Origin of the sequence: Halomonas sp. DP5N14-9, assembly GCF_019802175.1 — a bacterium.
Lineage (GTDB): Bacteria > Pseudomonadota > Gammaproteobacteria > Pseudomonadales > Halomonadaceae > Halomonas > Halomonas litopenaei.
This window is the reverse complement of the sequence record NZ_JAHVHR010000002.1, coordinates 667,456-684,204: the sequence shown is the minus strand read 5'-3', so window position 1 is coordinate 684,204 and position 16,749 is coordinate 667,456. Positions and strand designations below refer to the sequence as shown.

Here is a 16,749-nt window from a genome sequence, read left to right as displayed (position 1 = left end):
GCATCTCAAAAGAGGGTAAATGTCATGCGCCCACGCGACGACACCAAGCGGGTGGCACTGCTCGAGGCGACCCTGGTCGAGGTCACCGAGCACGGCTTCGGCGTGGCCTCGGTGGCCCGTATCGCGCGTCGCGCCAGGGTGTCGCCCGCCACCCTCTATATCCACTTTGCCGACAAGGACGCCCTGCTGGAGGCGACCTTTGTGCACGTCTGTGACCAGCTGATCGATACCGCCCTGGAGGCCTTCGATGCGGCACTTGAGCTGCGCCAGGCGCTGCGCGAGATGTGGCATGCGCTGTTTCATCTGGCCCTCGAGCAGCCGCGCCTGTTTCGCTTCCACGACGCCTTCAGCCATTCGGTATGGATGAATGATCGGGTCCGCGAGCGCAACGATCTGCGCCTGGCGCCCTTGCTCGATGCCATCGCCCAGGGGCATCGGGATGGCGTGCTCAAGCCGGTTGGGCTTGCGCTGCTGGAAAGCTTCATGTTCCGCCCGATCTACCACTTGGTGCAGAGCCAGGGGAGCCACCCGTTCGAGCCCACCCACACCAATATCGACCAGGCCTTTGCGATGGCCTGGGACGCCATTGCCGTTCGCCACGACAACCCGCGTCCCTGACGCCTCAGGAGCCCCCATGACCTTCTCTACGTTTCCTCCGACGTCGCGCCTTGAGCGCCTGCTGGCCAGGTTCAGTCTGCTTGCCGTCGTGGCGCTTGTCGCCGGCTGTGAATCCGACCAGCCGCCCTTGTCCCAGCAGCAGGTACACCCGGTGAAGCTGGTGTCGCTGGACGCCGGGCGCCAGGGCATGTTGATGCGTTATCCCGGCCAGGTGCAGGCCTCGGAGCGTTCGGAGCTGTCGTTCCGGGTCGGTGGGGAACTGCGCGAGCTGGCCGTGCAGCCGGGGGATGAGGTGGAAGCGGGGGACCTTATCGCCCGCCTCGATGATCGTGATGCCAAGAGCCAGCTGGCCAACGCCCGTTCGAGCTACAACCTGGCCGAGGCGACCTACGAGCGTATGCGTATCTCGCTGGAGCGTGGTGCCATCAGTCGGTCCCGCTTCGACGAGGCGCGTGCCGAGTTTCTGTCGGCCCAGGCCCAGCTCAAGCAGGCCCAGGACCAGCTCAGCTACACCGAGCTCAGCGCGCCCTTCAGCGGCGTGATCGCGTCGGTCCCGGTGGACAACTATCAGGTGGTCGGTGCCCAGCAGACCATCGCCGAGCTGCAGCAGCCGGGGTCCATCGACGTGACCTTCCAGCTTCCTGAGCAGCAGGTCCGCCGGATCAATGACGAGCGCGCCCAGGCGGTGCAGGACGGCGAGGATGCGGTGGTCTGGGTGACCTTCGCCGAGAACCAGCAGCAGCGCTACCCGGCCCGCTACAAGGAGCACGACAGCAGCGTCAGCCAGGGGTCGCTGAGCTATGAGGTCACCCTGACCTTGCCTGAACCCGACGACATCACGGTGCTGTCGGGCATGAGCGCCACGGTGCTGCTGGACATGAGCGCCCTGACCGGTGATAGCCAGGATCCCTGGCGGGTGCCGGTGGCGGCGGTGGCCACGCGGGAATCGCAGCCTGACCAGGCGGTGGTGTGGCGCTTCGTGCCCGACGACGAGTCCCGCGCCGACGGCCCTGGACGTGTCGAGGCGGTGCCGGTCGTGCCGGGGCGCATCACCACCCAGGGGATGCTGATCGAGGGCGAGCTCGAGGCCGGCGACCGGCTGGTCGCCGCCGGTGCCGAACGCATGCAGGAAGGACGCAGGGTACGACCCTGGATCAAGGAAGAGGGGCTCTGATCGATGGTCGACTACTTTCTGCGCCAGAAGGTCATCAGCTGGATGATCACCCTGCTGCTGGCCGTTGGCGGGGTGGTGTCTTTCTTCGGGCTCGGGCAGCTGGAGTTTCCCGAGTTCACCATCCGCAACGCCATCATTTCGACCCAGTACCCCGGCGCCACGCCAGAACAGGTAGAAGAGGAGGTCACCCTGCGCCTGGAGAAGGCGATCCAGCAGATGCCCGACCTGAAGCGGGTCAGCTCGGTCAACGCCGACGGCCTGTCGCAGATCACCGTGGAGCTCGAGAACACGGTGCGCGAGCACGAACTTGCCCAGTACTGGGACCTGCTGCGGCGCAAGATCAGCGACGTCCAGGCCGAGCTGCCCCCCGGCGCCGGGACCTCCATCGTCAACGATGACTTCGGTGACGTCTTCGGCCTGCTGTTGACCCTGACCGGCGAGGACTACAGCCAGCAGGACCTGGAAGACCACGCCGACCTGCTGCAGCGGGAGCTGCGCCTGGTCGACGGGGTCAAGAAGGTCGCCATCGCCGGCACCGTGCAGGACCAGGTGGTGGTGTCGCTGGACCGTGACCGGATGCGCGCGCTGGGGATCTCGCCACAGCAGTTGAGTGACCTGCTCAACGCCCAGAACGTGGTGGGCGACGCGGGCCATATCAAGCTCGATGGCCTGTCGCTGTCGGTGCAGCCCACCGGCGAGTTCGACAGCGTCGAGTCGCTCGAGCGGCTGGTGGTGGGCCGTCCCGGTGACGGCCTGATCCGCCTTGGCGATATCGCCGAGGTCACTCGCCAGACCACCGATACGCCCCAGTTGCTCTACCACGCAGGGGGGCAGTCCGCGCTGTCCATCGGCATCTCGTTTGGTTCCGGCGTCAACGTGGTGGAGGTCGGCGAACGGGTCGAGAAGCGGCTTTCTGAGCTCGAACAGCGCATGCCGCTGGGCATGGAACTGGCCACCGTCTACCACCAGCCCGAGGTGGTGGAAGACGCGGTCAACGGCTTTCTGATCAACCTGGCCGAGGCGGTCGGCATCGTCATACTGGTGCTGTTGCTGTTCATGGGGGTGCGTAGCGGGCTGCTGATGGGCCTGATCCTGCTGCTGACCATCCTCGGCACCTTCATCATGATGTCGATTCACGGCATCCAGCTGCAGAAGATCTCGCTGGGCGCCTTGATCATTGCCCTCGGCATGCTGGTGGACAACGCCATCGTGGTCACCGAGGGCATGATGATCGGCCTTGCCCGGGGCAAGACCAAGCGCCAGGCGGCGCTGGAGGTGGTCGGTCAGAATCGCCTGCCGCTGCTGGGTGCCACGGTCATCGCGATCACCGCCTTTGCTCCCATCGGGCTGTCGCCGGACGCTACCGGCGAGTTCGTCGGGTCACTGTTCTGGGTATTGTGCTATTCGCTGTTCCTGAGCTGGATCACCGCCCTGACCCTGACCCCCTTCTTCTTCGATCTGTTCTTCAAGGAACGCATCGAAGCGGGCGAGGAGGGGGATAGCGATCCCTATCGTGGCCTGCTGTTCCGGGTGTTTCGCCGCCTGCTGGTGGTGGGGATTCGGTTCCGCTACCTGACATTGGTGCTGGCGGTGGCGCTGCTGGCCGGTGCCTTGTCGCTGTCGGGGCAGGTCAAGAACGCCTTCTTTCCCGACGCCACCACACCGCTGTTCTTTGCCGATGTGTGGTTGCCGGAGGGCACCGACGTGCTGGAGACCGAGCGCACCATCGCGCGCCTCGAGACGCAGGTGCTGGAGATGCAGGACGTGACCCGGGTGACCAGCGTGATCGGTGGCGGCGCACAGCGCTTCACCCTGACCTATGCCCCCGAGGACCGCTATGCGAGTTTTGGTCAGCTGATCGTCGAGACCGAGGACCGCGCGTCCCGGGAAGCCCGCATGAAAGAGGTGATCGAGACCCTGCGCGAGGACTTCCCCCGGGTCCAGTACAAGGTCCAGGCGTTGCAGGTCGGCCCCTCGGCCAAGGCCAGCATCGAGGCGCGCATCTACGGTGACGATCCCGAGACCCTGCACCGCCTGGGCGCCGAGGTGCGTGGCATCTTCCAGGACGAGCCGATGACCGACAGCATCCGGCTGTCCTGGAGCAATCGCGAGAGCGTCATCGTGCCCGAGTTCCTCGAGCAACAGGCACGTCGCGTCGGAGTCACCCGGGACGCCTTGCACCAGGCGCTCAGGCTCAACAATGACGGCGAGCAGGTCGGCGTCTACCGCGAAGGCAGCGAGCTGATTCCGATCGTGATGCGCTCCCGGGAGGACCAGCGCCACGACATCGACAACCTCAGCGCGGTCAACGTCTGGAGTGAAGAGCAGGGACGTTATCTCAGCGCCGGCAACGTGCTCGGCGAGCTGCACACCGAGCTGCGTGATCCGCTGATCAAGCGTCGTGACCGGCGTCGCATGCTGGCGGTGTACGCCGAGCCGATGCCGCTGTCCGGCGAGACCGCTGCCAGCGTGCTGGCGCGGCTGCGTCCCCAGGTCGAGGCCATCGAGCTGCCGCCGGGCTATGCCATCGAATGGGGCGGTGAGTACGAAACTGCCAGCGACGCTCAGAAGGCGCTGCTGTCATCGCTGCCCATGGGCCTGCTCGGCATGTTCATCATCACCGTGCTGCTGTTTGGCCGGCTGCGCCAGGCGCTGGCGATCTGGTCGATCGTGCCGCTGATGCTGATCGGTATCATCGGTGGCCTGGCGTTGCTCGGGGCGCCCTTCACCTTCATGGCGCTGCTCGGCACCTTGAGCCTGATCGGCATGGTGCTGAAGAACGCCATCGTGCTGATGGAAGAGATCAACGTGCAGCGTGGCCAGCAGGACAATGCCCACGACGCCGTGATCCAGGCCGCGGTCAGTCGTGTGCGGCCGGTGACCATGGCCGCCGTGACCACCATGCTGGGGATGCTGCCGCTGTTCACCGATGCCTTCTTCGCCTCCATGGCGGTGGTCATCGTGTTCGGTCTGGGCGTCGCCACCCTGTTGACCCTGGTGATCCTGCCGGTGGCGTATTGCACCCTGATGCGAATTCGCGCTGGCTGATCCTGCCGCCGCTGTCTAGCCGCCGGCTCCCTGAACGCTGGCCCCATGGGGGCCAGCCTCGTCGGCGATGGGGGACCAGGGGGCGGCTGACACGCCATCTGGCTGCGTCGACGGGGCCCGCTCCACCAGCCAGGAAGAAACCAGCGGCCACAGGGTGTCACGGTGGCGGCGGCGAAATCCTTCCAGGTGCCCCAGCACACCACTGCCCATTACCCTGGGAGACAGCTGCAGGCGCTTGATCGAAGCCCCGGTGAAGTAGCCTGCCAGCAGGTCGATGCTGTCGCTGCTGGCGTAGGGGTCGTCGTCGAGCCCCACCACTAGCAGAGGTAACGCCACGCGGGCGAATCGCACTTCGGCCTCGAGTTCCGGGTCGTCGAAGAAGTAGCGCGGCAGGCTGGTCCAGCGGCTGCACTGGCGGGCCACGCCCTCCGGCACGTCCTCGCTGATACCGAGCCGTCGGCAGGGCACATAGCCATTGATCCGGGACAGCAAGGGAAATATCAGCTTGAGCAGCATCCAGGCGCGCAGCCGCAACCAAGGCGAGGAAATGAAGCGCAGGCAGCTGGCATTGCAGGCGATCAGCACCGCGCCGCTCAAGTGTCGACTGGCGTCGCCCAGGCCGATGGCATGGCCACCGAAGCTGTGACCGATGGCAAGCAGCGGCAAGTCCGGCCAGTGCTGGCGAGCCCACTGGGTCACGCTGTCGGCGTCTAGCTCGGCCCAGTCCTGCATGCGCACCCCCAGTTTCTCGAGATGCTCCGGTCGCGACCGCCCGATGCCGCGGTAGTCGTAGCTCAGCACGTGGAAGCCTTGCTCGGCCAGGAACAGTGCGAAGGCCTGATAAAGGCGTTGTGACACCGCCGAGGCGGAGTGAATGATCACCACCCCACGCAGCGGCTGTGTGGCCTCGAAGTGGCTGGCGCCGAGCGGATAGGCATCGGAGGCGGAGAGGGTGAAGCGGGTCACGTTGGCCATGATGCTGCCCTTGCACAGAGTGTCTAAGAACTCTTAATACGATGCAGGAACGGCGTCGAGGCTTTACCTAATCAGGAGCGCGAGGGGGTGAAAAGTCGAAGAATATGCCGGAAACGCACTGTCAAAATCGTCGTTCTGAACGAGTAGCCCCCGCGAAGCGGGGGCTGTGTGGTTGTGCTGGAGGCTACCCTGAGGGTCAGTAGCCCAGCAGCATCGAGGGCAGGCCTGTGACCAGGGCGGGGAAGTAGGACATCAGCACGCAGGCAATCAATATCAGCGCGCAGAACGGGATCACCGCCTTGTACAGGTCGAGGGTCTCGACCTCCGGTGGCGCCACGCCCTTCAGGTAAAACAGCGCATAGCCGAAGGGCGGGGTCAGGAAGGAGGTCTGCAATACCACCGCCACCATCACCACGAACCACAGCATGTCGACGCCCATGGTCTCGATGATCGGCAGCATGATCGGGAAGCTCAGCAGCACGATGCCGGTCCAGTCGAGGAACATGCCCAGCACGAATACCAGCAGGAACATCAGGATCAGTGCGCCGGTGGTGCCACCGGGCATCGCCAGCACCAGTTCGCTGATCACGTCCATGCCGCCGCCGATGGAGAACACCCCGGTGAAGGCGGTCGCCCCCACCAGCACAAACATCACCATGGTGGTGGTCTTGCCGGCCTCGATGAAGGTGTTGTAGCAGGTCGACAGCTTGCGATCACCGAAGATCAGGAACAGCAGGAAGGCCAGGGTCACGCCGATGGCCGAGGCCTCGGTGGCCGTGGCGATACCGGTGAACAGGGCGCCCAGCACCCCGAGGATCAGGCTCATCGGTGGCAGTACGTACTTGCACAAGCGGATCACCAGCTCCCCGGTGCTGGTCTCGGCACGCTCCTCGGCGCCTACAGGAGGGCCGAAGTCGGGCTTGATCAGGCAGATCACCAGCACGTAGAGCGCGTACATCGAGCCCAGCAGCAGACCCGGCACCAGGGCGCCGGCGAACAGCGCGCCCACCGACACCGGCGAGTAGCTGGCCATCAGGATCAGCATGATGCTTGGCGGAATCAGGATGCCGAGACAGCCGCTGGCCATGATGACGCCGGCGGACAGGCCCTTGTTGTAGCCGTACTTGAGCATCGGTGCCAGGGCGATCAGGCCCATCACCGCGATGGAGGCGCCGACGATGCCGGTGGTGGCCGCCAGCAGCACCGAGACGATGACCACGGTCAGCGCCAGGCCGCCGCGCACGCGTCCGAGCAACAGGCGCATGCTCTCGAACATCTTCTCGGTGACGCCCGAGTCGTTGAGAAAGCGCGCCATCAGAATAAACAGCGGGATCGCCACCAGGACATAATTGTCCATGGCGCGCCCATAGATGTTGTTGATGATGATGCCGAGCACCTGGGGACCGGGGCCGAACCAGGCGCCGAGTACCGCGACACCGCCCAGCACGAAGGCCAGCGGATGGCCCATGAACAGCCCCAGCATCAGGCCTGCAAACATGAAGATGGTCAGAAGTTCAGCGCTCATTTGGCTTCCTCCACGCCCTGGCCTGTCAGCTCATTGATGGCGCGAATGACGATGGCGATGGCCTGCAGAAGGATCAGCACGCTGGCGATGACCAGCACGGCCTTTACTGGGTAGACCGGGATCGAGACGATGCCGTAGGTGGACTCGGCGCGGCTCCAGGAGCGCTCGAAGAAGCGCCAGCTATAGGTAATGAACATGATGATGAAGGGGGTGAAGAACAGCAGGTAGCCGAGCAGGTCGATCAGTGCGCGACCGCGCCGGGACAGCAGCTGCTTGACGATGTCCACCTCCACATGGGCGTGATGGCGCAGCCCGTAGGCGGCCATCAGCATGAAATGGGTACCGAACAGCATGGTGGTGACGTCGAAGGCCCAGTCGCTGGGGCGTCCGATAAAGAAGCGCATCGCGATGTCGTAGACCACCACGAGGGTGATGATCGCGATCAGCGGAGCGATCAAACGGCCGAACCACTCGTTCAAGCAGTCGATGGCCTTGGCAATGGCGTTCATGGTGGGGTTCTCGTCGAAGTCCAACGATGACCGGCGGCCTCGCGCAGAGAGCCGCCGGCCGGTAGTGACAGAAACGTGCCTGGTTGTTACTCGAGGCAGGCTTCGATCTCGTCAAGCGACGGCAGGTTGTCGGTGACGCGGCTCATGTTGTAGGGCACCGAGACGTCACGCCACTGGGCGTAGTCCTGCATGTAGCTGATCATCGACTGGTAGACCTTGCCGAGCATCGGGTCCTCGCAGGAACCCTGCACGATCACCTGGTTGGTGACCTCCTGGATCTGGGCCAGGTCTTCCTCGGACAGCTGGTTGATGGTGGTGCCGTCCTCGAGGAACTTGGCGGTACCCTCGGTGGACTGCTTCTCGGACCAGGCCAGCGACCAGGCCATGGTGGCCTCGGAGGCGATCTTCAGCTTCTCCTGGGTCTCCTCGGACAGAGCGTCCCAGGCGTCCTTGTTGATCATCACGCCGAACACGCTGGCAGACTGGTGCCAGCCCGGCGTCATCCAGTAGTCGGCAACCTCGGAGAAGCCGGCCTTGTAGTCGACACCGGGGGTCGAGAACTCGGCGCCGTCGACCACACCACGCTCGATGGCCTGGTAGATCTCGCCGCCGGCCAGGGTGACCTGGGAACCACCAAGCTGCTCGAGCACCCGGCCCTGGTCACGCCCGGACAGACGCAGACGCTTGCCTTCGATGTCGGCGAGAGACGCGATCGGAGTGCCGCCGCGGAAGCCGGACTCGTTGTTGGTGATACCGTAGGGCAGGTAGACCAGGTTGTACTGGCCGTAGATCTCCTGGTAGAGCTCGAAGCCGCCCCACTGGGTGATCCAGTTCAGGTAGTCCATGCCGTTGAACAGGCTGGGGGTGGCTGCCAGCGGCGAGAACGCCGGGCTGCGGCCGGCCCAGTAGCCCGGCCAGTCGCCGGCGGCCTGGATGCTGCCGGTCTCGGTGGCGTCGAAGACCTCGGTGCCGGGCATCAGGGTGCCGCCGGCGTAGAACTCGATCTGGATCTCGTCCCCGGCCAGCTGGTTGACCAGCTCGGCCCAGTGCTTGTCGATCTGGATCAGGTCGAGGTTTTCCGGCCAGGTGGTGGTCATGGTCCACTTTTCCTGGGCCATGGCGCCACTCGACAGGGCGGCCAGGGCGATGCCGGCAGCCATGCTGGTCAGGGTAAACTTGGTCATTTGCTTCATGCAGGTGCTCCCCGTGGGTTGTTGTGTTCTGTGCAAAGGAGGCGATCGCTGCCTCACCGAAATTGCGTCCGGCACCCTGGGCCATTGTCTTGGATTCGGTGCCTGGGGGTAGTGGCGTTCCAGCGTGGGGTTGGCCCACGATGGCGCCTCGGCTTCATCAAGCTAGCACGGTCTTCAAGAGATGATCGATGCGACCCATGTCGATGAAACGGCACACTTTTTTGGCGGCTGCACAGTCGATGGCGTGAGAAAAAGTTTCGACAATTCAGCAAAATGAATAAGTTAGAGCGACATCTATGCTGCGCTGCCGTAGTCGGCTCGATCGTTTAATCGGCGCAGCCTTTAGACCAAAGTTGATTTATCAGGGAGCCTTAATGTCCCACTTTTTGACCCGACAGGACCTCGCGCGGCTCGCTGCCTTTCGACAGCAGCTGCGAGGGCGGCGCTTTCGCGGCTTGCTGTGGGTGAGCGAGGCTCCTGACCGGGCGCGGGGCGTTGCCCACGAGTGCCTGGCCCAAGGCGGATGGTCGGCGCCGCTGTGGGTCGGGGAAACGTCGATCGACGAGGCTGCTGACAGGGCCGGCAACGGGGCCCATGACAGGGCCGCCAACCCCCCGCCGTCGCTTGAGCGCCTTCCCGCCGCCAAGGCGCGCACCCGGCTCGGCGGCGAGCACGACCTGGTGGTGTTCGACGCCGCCTCGCCAGGCACTGGCCTCGATCCTGACGCCCTGGGGGCGGTGGCCGGTACCCTGGTGGCGGGAGGCCTGCTGGTGCTGTTGACCCCCGACGACGGTGGCCGCCGACCCGACGACGACTACCGCCGCCTGGCGGCCCACCCGTGGCGGCTGGAACAGCTCACGAGCCGTTATCTAGAGCGCTGCCATCGGCTGCTGGCGGGTTTTCCCGGGATGCTGCGCTGGCGGCAGGGGGAGGGCCTGACGTCAACGCTCGATGATGGCCAGGAAAGCCCTTTTGCCGATGGCTCATGTTCAGACAGCCCTTGTCCAGACAGCCCGTGTCTAGACAGCCCCGACCCGGATTGCCTGAGCCCCGACCAGGCCGAGGTGGTACGTCGGTTGACGCACCTCAGGCGACGCCGCCCGTTGGTGATCACCGCCGACCGTGGTCGCGGCAAGTCGGCGGCGCTGGGCATCGCCTGCGCCCGCCTGCTGGTCAAGGCCGAGCAGCAGCGCCAGGCGCCGCTGGATATCCTGGTGACCGCGCCGCGGGCGTCGTCGGTGGCGCCGGTATTCGAGCGGCTGGCGGCGCTGTTGCCCGAGGGGCAGGGCGACGCCAAGGGCTTCGAGGCGCCTGGTGGCAGGGTGAGGTTTGTCGCCCCGGATGCGCTGACCGACGCAGTCGCCCGGGGGGAAGCCGGTGGCCCCGGCTCGCTGCTGCTGGTGGACGAGGCGGCGGCGATTCCGGCGGCGCTGCTGGGCGAGTGGCTGGCGGCATTTCCGCGACTTGCCTTCGCCACCACGGTGCACGGCTACGAGGGCTCGGGGCGAGGCTTTGCGTTGCGCTTTCGTCGTCATCTGGAGGCGCAGACGCCCCAGTGGCAGGCCATCGAGCTCAGGACGCCGATACGCTGGGCCGATGGAGACCCCCTTGAGCGGGCCATCGACGCGCTGTTGTGTCTGGATGCCGAACTGCCCTCAGCGCCGAAGGGGGCGCGGGTGAATGCGCCTTGCCCTGGTCAAAAGTTGGCCGAGCTGCCCTGTGCCACGCTTGATCGCGAGGCCCTGGCCCGGGACGAAGCCGCGCTGAGGGCCATCTTCGGCCTGCTGGTCCAGGCTCACTACCGCACCACCCCGGCGGACCTGCGGGCGCTGCTTGACGCGCCGGCGACCCGCATCTCGATCCTCGGGACATCACGTGCGCCGCTGGCGGTGTGCGTGTGCGTCGACGAGGGGGGCTTCGATGCGGATCTGGCCGAGCGGGTGCTGCTGGGACAGCGACGCCCGCGTGGTCACCTGATGGCCCAGTCGCTGGCGGCCCACGCCGGTGAAGCCGCGGCGCTGAAGGCACCCTGTGCCCGAATCACACGGATTGCCGTACACCCCGACTGGCGCCGCCTGGGGTGCGGGGCGAGGCTGATCCAGGAGGCGGCATGCCAGGCCGAACAGGCCGGCAAGGCGCTGCTGGGGGCGAGCTGCGGCGCCGATCCCGAGCTGCTGGCGTTCTGGCAGGCCCAGGGATTTCGTCCGGTGCGCCTGGGACTGACCCGGGAGGCCGCCACCGGCGAGCATGCGGCGATGGTGGCGCTGGCCCTGGGGGAGCACAACCGGGACCTGATCGAGCGGCTGTCGCGGCGCTTTGAGCGGCAGTTGCCGGGGCTGCTGGCGTTCGAACTGACACGCCTGTCGCCACCCTTGGTACTGGCGCTGCTGGCGAGCGTCGGCGATCGCTGTGCATTCGACGCCGATGACCGCTTCTCGCTCGACGCCGAAGATCGCTTTTCTTTCGACGCCGAAGACTTCTTTTTGCTCGACGCCGAAGATCGTCGTGATCTCCAGGACCTGGCCAGGGGCCAGCGCGAGCCGGCGCTGGCGCGTCCGGCCATCCAGGCCTTGGTGCGTCGGCTGGCGTCGCTGTCGATGTCGTCGTCCATGTCGTCGTCCATGTCTAAGGCTGACGATGACCACGACAGTCTGGCCTGGCTCGCAGCGTGGGCGTTTCAGGGACGTTCGGAAAGTTCCCTGGCGCACGGGCTATCGCTGCGCGGCAAGGCACAGGTCAAGCAATGGTTGCGGGACGCCGTGGGCCGAGCCCTGGCACTGCTGGAGACCCTTTCCAAGGCCCCGGGGCGAGGGTAGAGTGCCAACATTCGCAAAGGCAGACATAGACATCATGAACGAACATCTCGATAGCCTCGCTCCGACCGCCGTCTGGCGTCACTTCCGTACCCTGTGCAACACGCCGCGCCCCTCGGGCCACGAGGCGGCTCTGGTCGAGATCCTTGAAGCCTGGGCAGACGAGCGCGGCATCGCCCACGACCGTGACGCCTACGGCAACCTGCGTCTGTCCAAGCCGGCGAGCCCCGGGCGCGAAGGGGCACCGGGGGTGATCCTCCAGGGCCATCTGGACATGGTGGCCCAGGCCAACGCCGACAAGCCCCACGACTTCACCCGGGATCCCATCGTCACGCGGGTCGAGGACGGCTGGCTCAAGGCCGACCAGACCACCCTGGGCGCCGACAATGGCCTGGGGGTGGCGGCGGCGCTGGCGATCCTCGGCGATGATGAACTCGTCCATGGTCCGCTGGAGGCGATTTTCACCCTGGAGGAAGAGACCTCCATGGGCGGTGCGCTGAATCTGGCCGAAGGCTGGCTGGAGGGCAGTCTGTTGCTCAACCTGGACTCCGAGGACCGTGGCCAGGTCTACATCGGTTGTGCCGGTGGCGCCGACGTGGTGGTCGAGGCCCAGTTGCCGGTGGAGTCGGTGGGCGAGGACGAAGAAGCCCTGACGCTGAGCCTCAAGGGACTGCGTGGTGGCCACTCCGGGATCGATATCGACAAGGGGCTGGGCAACGCCAATCGCCTGCTGGTGCGGGTGCTGCGCGCCCTCGACAGCTGCGAGGTGCGCCTGGTCGACTACCGTGGCGGCACCCTGAGAAACGCCATCCCCCGCGAGGCCGAGGCGGTGGTAATGGTGCCTCGGGACGAGATCGACGCGCTGCGCTCGCGCATCGAGCGCCTCGAGGCCGACATGCGCCGAGAGCTGTCCGGCGTCGACGAGGGCCTGCGGCTGACCCTGGAGCCCTGCGCCACGCCGCGCGAGGAAGCGCTGACCCGCCACGCCAGCCGCCTGCTGGTGGCGGCGCTGCATGCCGCGCCCTGCGGTGTCGAGCGCATGAGCGTCGAGGTGCCAGGCGTAGTCGAGACCTCCAACAACCTGGGCGTGGTCAGCCTCGAGAACGGCCGCTTTCACCTGTGCGCCCTGGTGCGTTCACTGCGCGACAGCGCCACCATGGATCTGGCCGAGCGCTTCACCGCGCTGTTCGAGCTGATCGGTGCCCGTACCCGGGTCGAGAACGGCTACCCCGGCTGGACGCCTCAGCCCGACAGCGACCTGCTCAAGCGCTTCTGTGAGCTGCATCGTCAGCGCCTGGCGGTGGACCCGGAGATCAAGGTCATCCACGCGGGGCTCGAGTGCGGGATTCTCGGCGGCAAGTACCCCGAGCTTCAGATGATTTCCTTCGGCCCCCTGATTCGCGGCGCCCACTCGCCGGACGAGCGCGTCGAGATCGCTTCGGTGGAGGAATTCTACGGCCTGCTCAAGGCGCTGATCGGCGACCTGGCCGAGGGCACCCGCTGATATGAGGCTGAGATGAGTCCGGCCCTCGAGTCACTGTTCGCCCAGCCCCTGGCGCCGGCACTTGCCGGCGTCTCGCTGCTGGCGATTGCGTTGCTGGCGCTGGCCTGGCGAGGGCATCGACAGGGGCAGCGGCGTGAACAGGCCCTGGCAGCAGAGCTCGAGACGACCAAGGCTCAGCTCGAGCAGCGGCGCGAGGCCGCACGCCAGCTCGAGCAGGAGCTGGCCATCAGCGATGCCCAGCTCGACGCCAGCCGAGAGCAGCTCGAGACCCAGCGGGGCGAGCTCGGGGCCGCCCGTCAGCAGCTCGCCGATGTGCGTGAGCACAACGCCCGCCTGGAGACCGAGCGCGAGCAGATGGCGGCGCGTCATCGCGAGCAGATGGCGCTGGTGGAATCCTCCCGGGAGCAGCTCAAGCAGGAATTTCATCGGCTCGCGGGCCAGGTCTTCGACGAGCGCCAGCAGGCCTACCAGACCCAGAGCCGCGAGGGACTCGAGTCGCTGCTCAAGCCGTTTCGCGAGCAGGTGGACCAGTTCCGCCAGCGGGTCGAGGACCTGACCGGACAGCACAGCCGCGAGGCGGTATCGCTCAAGGCCCAGATCGAGCAGCTGGCGGGTCTCAACGCCCGCCTCGGCGAGGAGGCGGCGGGGCTTGCCCGGGCACTCAAGGGCGACCAGAAGGCTCAGGGCGGCTGGGGTGAGTTGATGCTGGAGACCGTGCTGGAACGCAGCGGCCTGCGGCGCGACATCGAGTACCGCCGCGAGGTGTCGATGAACGGCGAGCAGGGACGACAGCGTCCCGACGCCATCATCTACCTGCCCGAGGATCGCCACCTGATCGTCGACGCCAAGGTCTCCCTGACCGCCTGGACCCGGGTGGTCAACGCCGACGACGAGACCGAGCGTGAAAGCGCCATGAGCGCCCATCTGACCTCGCTGCGCAGCCATATCCGCGGACTCGCCGCCAAGGACTACCCGGCCCTGCCGGGGCTGCATTCGCCGGACTTCGTGTTCCTGTTCGTACCGGTGGAACCGGCCTTCGCCGCGGCCTTCGAGCGTGATCCTTCGCTGTTCCAGGAAGCCTTCGACCGCCAGGTGGTGGTGGTCACCCCGACCACCCTGCTGGCCAGTCTGCGTACCGTGGCGGGGCTCTGGAGCATGGAGCGCCAGAACGAGAACGCCCGGGTCATCGTGTCACGGGCAGAGCGCCTGCTGGCCAAGTTCTCGGGGTTCGTCGACAGCCTCGACGACGTCGGCAAGCACCTGGAGCGCGCCAGCGCCAGTCATCACCAGGCGATGAACCGGTTGTCCCAGGGCCAGGGCAGCCTGGTCGCTCAGGCGCTCGAGCTCGAACGCCTCGGCGCGCGGATGAAAAAGCCGCTACCGGAGGAGCTCAAAAGGGCGGCTCAGTCGCCGCGAATAGAAGAGTGAATTCAGCAGGTACATGATCAATCGGGTGCTGCACTTGCTCACTGAGACCGCCAAGCCATTGTTTTATTGTGGATGGGGGCGCCTTTTTAGAGATAAGGCGATTCTAGTTAAGTAAACCTGTCTAATTGTTGCGATGATAAAAACAAGGGTCAGAGCAACTAATGCCGGTATTTTTTCTATAATTGAAAGCTCCCCTAGGGTTGAATTAGCGTAGTAAAAAGACGCAGAGGTAGCCATGAGTTGAAGGGTTCCATAAGGATACCCTAATTTTCCAGGGTTTGTTATCTCTAATATTGTTGCTATTTCAATTTCTCTATTTTGTAGTTCGAGTAGTTTTGTTAGCCTAAAGGCTTCCCTTGCATGGTGTAACGATACTGAAAGAAGCGCAAGAGACATAAAGTAAAAAAGCCACGTCCAGTTTTTGTAAGATGTTTTTATTCCCGCGTATTCTATAGTGTTGTTGTTAGACGCTTTGGCTTCTAGGTTTTCAATGAAATTTTGTGCAGAATGCAATGATGTTTGATGGAGGTCTTTGTTGTTGCCAAACTTCTCAATGTTTTTAAATATAGATAGGTCCTGTTGTGCTTCTTCCGAAGTTTGGTTGTTCTTGGCAGTGCGGATGTTGTCAAGTAGATGTTGAAAGCTTGAGGCGTCTATCTCTTTTTTTTCAAGTTCTTCGGACAAATATTGTTGTATATTTAAGATCGATGGAGATGTTCCAAGTCTATGGTTTTTGAGAATGCTGTTTACCTTTTTTAGGCCGTATTCTTTGCAGTTTCCCTGAAGATCTATGGGGAGATAAATGTTAGATTTTATTATTTCTGTAATGATTCTAAGTCTGTTGGTGGCGATTTGGTTTTGAAGCGAGGAGTGGTTTCTATTTCTAATGTTGTTAATTGTTTCATTTACTGAGGATAAAGCTGTTATAAGGTTTAGTGTGGAAGCTTCTGCTGTTTCTTGGCTACATATTTGTAATTCTTCAATATATTCGTACTCAAGCCATGTGGATGAAATAAATTCCTGGTAAGTTTTTTCGGTTTGGCTTTTCTTGTGGTCCAGCATATGCCTGTCGATGATGTCAAGAGAAGCGGAGGTTATAATGTAAAGTAGGCCAAGTGATATGGCGTAGACCCATTTTTTGCATTTTTCTATGTGGGATATGCAGTTGTCGTGAACTTTATCGTAGTCGAGTGAAGGTACCTTGTTGGTGGTTCCGGGCATTGTCCTCACCTCCCAGCCGGGTGACGGATTCCGGTCCCTTGTGGACGGGGTGTTTATCTAGGGTAGTCGAAGATCAAACGGCCCGAGTGTGTTGTACAGTGGTTTGTGTTACTTCGATATATGTTTCTGGATTAACATCTTTAACAGTCAGCGCCAAGGCGGATGGGCAATATGCGCGTAAGAAAGCGCCCCGCTGGAGCCAGCGGGGCGCTTTGCATCTTTTTCGGTCCGTTCTGACCATAAAACCGTGCAAGGTTATTCAGTCCAGGTAGGCGCCCAGCATCCACACGGTCTTTTCCTGCTCGCGGATGTAGTCTCCGACCTGGGAGGCGGTGCCTTCATCGTCGGCGTCGGAGGCAACGGACAGGATCTCGCGCTGCAGTTCGATCAGCCGCTGGTAGCCTTCCAGCACGCCGCGTACGCAGGCTTCGCCGTCATGTACGTCCTTGGCCTCGGTGATGCGCGACAGCGAGATATAGTCGCTGTAGGCGTGAACCGGCTTGTGTCCGAGGGTCAGGATGCGCTCGGCGACCTCGTCCACCTTGGCCAGCAGGTCGGTGTAGAATTCCTCGAATTTTTCGTGGAGTTCAAAGAAGTTCGAGCCCTTCACGTTCCAGTGATAGCCACGAACGTTCATGTAGAAGATCTGGTAGTTGGCCAGGAGCTCGTTGAGCTTTTCGGCCAGATCGCTGGCGCTGCCTGAATGCAGGCCGATGGCGTTAGTGTCGCTCATGCAATACC

At 63.8% G+C, this 16,749-nt stretch carries 12 protein-coding genes; 6 read left to right on the top strand and 6 right to left on the bottom strand.

The genetic code is table 11. The features are described 5' to 3' along the window. The first annotated feature begins 24 nt into the window (after positions 1 to 24). The 3 genes from KUW00_RS04700 to KUW00_RS04690 are packed head-to-tail and all read left to right on the top strand — an operon-like array spanning position 25 to position 4,840. Positions 25 to 618: a TetR/AcrR family transcriptional regulator gene (locus tag KUW00_RS04700; RefSeq protein ID WP_222568343.1), complete on the top strand. Its 594-nt coding sequence runs from the start codon at positions 25 to 27 to the stop codon at positions 616 to 618. Positions 619 to 634: 16 nt separating this feature from the next. After that, entirely contained in the window at positions 635 to 1,792 is a 1,158-nt protein-coding gene (locus tag KUW00_RS04695; RefSeq protein ID WP_108131137.1) for an efflux RND transporter periplasmic adaptor subunit, read from the top strand. 3 nt (positions 1,793 to 1,795) lie between these two features. Further along, positions 1,796 to 4,840 (top strand): efflux RND transporter permease subunit, encoded by a 3,045-nt coding sequence (locus KUW00_RS04690; protein WP_045991384.1) that lies wholly within the window; start codon positions 1,796 to 1,798, stop codon positions 4,838 to 4,840. A gap of 15 nt (positions 4,841 to 4,855) precedes the next feature. Here KUW00_RS04690 and KUW00_RS04685 read toward each other — a convergent pair whose 3' ends face one another. The 4 genes from KUW00_RS04685 to dctP all read right to left on the bottom strand — a co-directional run bounded on the left by KUW00_RS04685 (position 4,856) and on the right by dctP (position 9,042). Beyond that, positions 4,856 to 5,815 carry an alpha/beta fold hydrolase gene (locus tag KUW00_RS04685; RefSeq protein WP_222568342.1) on the bottom strand — a complete coding sequence of 320 codons (960 nt, stop codon included), beginning with the start codon at positions 5,813 to 5,815 and terminating at the stop codon, positions 4,856 to 4,858. Between the two features lie 196 nt (positions 5,816 to 6,011). Further along, entirely contained in the window at positions 6,012 to 7,340 is a 1,329-nt protein-coding gene (locus KUW00_RS04680; protein WP_045991386.1) for a TRAP transporter large permease subunit, read from the bottom strand. After that, the gene (locus KUW00_RS04675; protein ID WP_045991387.1) at positions 7,337 to 7,849 is read right to left on the bottom strand and encodes a TRAP transporter small permease subunit; all 513 of its coding nucleotides are present in this window, start codon (positions 7,847 to 7,849) and stop codon (positions 7,337 to 7,339) included. Before KUW00_RS04675 ends, KUW00_RS04680 begins: the two co-directional genes overlap by 4 nt. A gap of 86 nt (positions 7,850 to 7,935) precedes the next feature. Next, positions 7,936 to 9,042 (bottom strand): TRAP transporter substrate-binding protein DctP, encoded by a 1,107-nt coding sequence (gene dctP / locus KUW00_RS04670; RefSeq protein WP_045991388.1) that lies wholly within the window; start codon positions 9,040 to 9,042, stop codon positions 7,936 to 7,938. Between the two features lie 374 nt (positions 9,043 to 9,416). On the opposite strand from dctP, the gene KUW00_RS04665 reads away from it, so the two are divergent. Genes KUW00_RS04665 through rmuC form a run of 3 tightly spaced genes read left to right on the top strand, consistent with a single transcriptional unit; the run spans position 9,417 to position 14,787 of the window. Next, positions 9,417 to 11,858, top strand: a complete 2,442-nt coding sequence (locus KUW00_RS04665; protein WP_222568341.1) for a GNAT family N-acetyltransferase — start codon at positions 9,417 to 9,419, stop codon at positions 11,856 to 11,858. A gap of 34 nt (positions 11,859 to 11,892) precedes the next feature. After that, entirely contained in the window at positions 11,893 to 13,359 is a 1,467-nt protein-coding gene (locus KUW00_RS04660; RefSeq protein ID WP_108131142.1) for an aminoacyl-histidine dipeptidase, read from the top strand. A gap of 12 nt (positions 13,360 to 13,371) precedes the next feature. Then, positions 13,372 to 14,787, top strand: a complete 1,416-nt coding sequence (gene rmuC / locus KUW00_RS04655) for a DNA recombination protein RmuC (protein WP_222568340.1) — start codon at positions 13,372 to 13,374, stop codon at positions 14,785 to 14,787. A gap of 63 nt (positions 14,788 to 14,850) precedes the next feature. On the opposite strand, the gene KUW00_RS04650 is transcribed toward rmuC, so the two are convergent. Both KUW00_RS04650 and KUW00_RS04645 read right to left on the bottom strand, forming a co-directional pair. Then, complete coding sequence (locus tag KUW00_RS04650; protein WP_222568338.1) at positions 14,851 to 16,008, bottom strand: hypothetical protein; 1,158 nt, start codon at positions 16,006 to 16,008, stop codon at positions 14,851 to 14,853. Between the two features lie 259 nt (positions 16,009 to 16,267). Continuing rightward, positions 16,268 to 16,741 carry a Dps family protein gene (locus KUW00_RS04645; RefSeq protein ID WP_222568336.1) on the bottom strand — a complete coding sequence of 158 codons (474 nt, stop codon included), beginning with the start codon at positions 16,739 to 16,741 and terminating at the stop codon, positions 16,268 to 16,270. Positions 16,742 to 16,749 lie beyond the last annotated feature (8 nt).